Origin of the sequence: Flagellimonas abyssi, assembly GCF_019457905.1 — a bacterium.
Classification (GTDB): Bacteria; Bacteroidota; Bacteroidia; order Flavobacteriales; family Flavobacteriaceae; genus Flagellimonas; species Flagellimonas abyssi.
Genome location: NZ_JAHZSV010000090.1, coordinates 1 through 1,610, shown reverse-complemented (window position 1 = coordinate 1,610; position 1,610 = coordinate 1). Strand labels below are relative to the sequence as shown.

Sequence of the window (1,610 nt, the reverse complement as noted above, 5' to 3'; positions counted from 1 at the left end):
CGAGAAGAAGTACTAAAACAATACAAGGCGTTTTACGACAGTGAGGTTGACATTCCTCTTTATATCGGAAGCGAAGAGATAAGAACGGGCAACACCAGGCCCATGTCGCCCCCGCACGACCACAGGCACACTCTGGGACACTACCACTTGGCCGAGAAGCAGCACGTGGAGCAGGCCATCGCCAACTGCTTGGAAGCAAGAAAGGCCTGGGCCGACCTCACTTGGGAACAGCGCTGCGCCATCTTCCTCAAGGCCGCCGAGCTCATCGCAGGGCCATACCGCCAAAAGATGAACGCCGCCACCATGCTGGCCCAGTCCAAGAACATCTATCAGGCCGAGATCGATTCCGCATGTGAGATCGTGGATTTTCTACGTTTCAACGTTGAGTACATGGCACAGATCTATGGCGAACAGCCCGAATCCTCGGAAGGGGTATGGAACCGGGTCGAGTACCGTCCATTGGAAGGTTTTGTTTACGCCATCACCCCGTTCAACTTTACCGCCATTGCAGGGAACCTTCCCGCCAGTGCGGCCATGATGGGCAACGTGGTGGTCTGGAAACCCAGCGACAGCCAGATCTATTCCGCCAAGGTGATCGTCGATGTCTTCAAGGAGGCCGGATTGCCCGATGGCGTGATCAACGTGGTCTACGGAGACCCCGTTATGATCTCCGATACCGTTTTGGACAGCCCGGACTTTACGGGAATACATTTTACCGGTTCCACCAACGTGTTCAAGAACCTTTGGAAACAGATCGGGAACAACATCCACAAATACAAAACTTATCCGCGCATCGTGGGCGAGACCGGTGGAAAGGACTTCATCATCGCGCACCCGACGGCTAAACCGCAACAAGTGGCCACTGCCATCAGCCGTGGGGCCTTCGAGTTCCAGGGACAGAAATGTAGCGCGGCATCAAGGGTGTACCTGCCAAAGTCCACTGCCGATGAAATTCTGGAACTGGTCAAAAAGGACATTGCTTCTTTCAACAAACCGGGCTCCCCGGAGGACATGGGCAATTTTATCACCGCCGTGATCCACGAGGGGTCCTTTGACAAACTGGCCAAGTACATCGATCAGGCCAAGGCCGATGACAATGCAGAGATCATCGCCGGCGGCAACTACGACAAGTCCGTTGGGTACTTTGTGGAGCCGACCGTGATCCTGACCACCGACCCGCAGTACGAGACCATGTACACCGAGCTCTTTGGCCCGGTGGTGACCGTTTACGTATACGAGGACAAGGATTGGAGCGAAACGTTGAAGCTTGTGGACGGTACATCGGAATACGGGCTCACCGGGGCAGTGCTCTCCGGCGACCGCTACTCCATCGACGAGGCCACCAAGGCCCTGCAGAACGCGGCCGGGAACTTCTATATCAACGACAAGCCGACCGGCGCCGTTGTGGGGCAACAGCCCTTCGGCGGGGCAAGGGGCTCCGGGACCAATGACAAGGCAGGGTCCATGCAGAACCTCCTCAGATGGGTATCCCCCCGTTTGATCAAGGAAACCTTCGTGACCCCCGAGGATTACAGATATCCTTTTTTGGGATAACACCAAAAACCAGTAACTTCAAGGCCGTCATATTAATATGACGGCCTTTTTTTGTT

The 1,610-nt window shown here is 55.2% G+C and carries 1 protein-coding gene; it reads left to right on the top strand.

The window, feature by feature from the left end; translation table 11 throughout:
• Positions 1-1,554, top strand: a 1,554-nt coding sequence (gene pruA, locus K1F36_RS19940) for an L-glutamate gamma-semialdehyde dehydrogenase (RefSeq protein WP_220115354.1), incomplete at its 5' end; no start/stop codon positions are given.
• Positions 1,555-1,610: the final 56 nt, after the last annotated feature.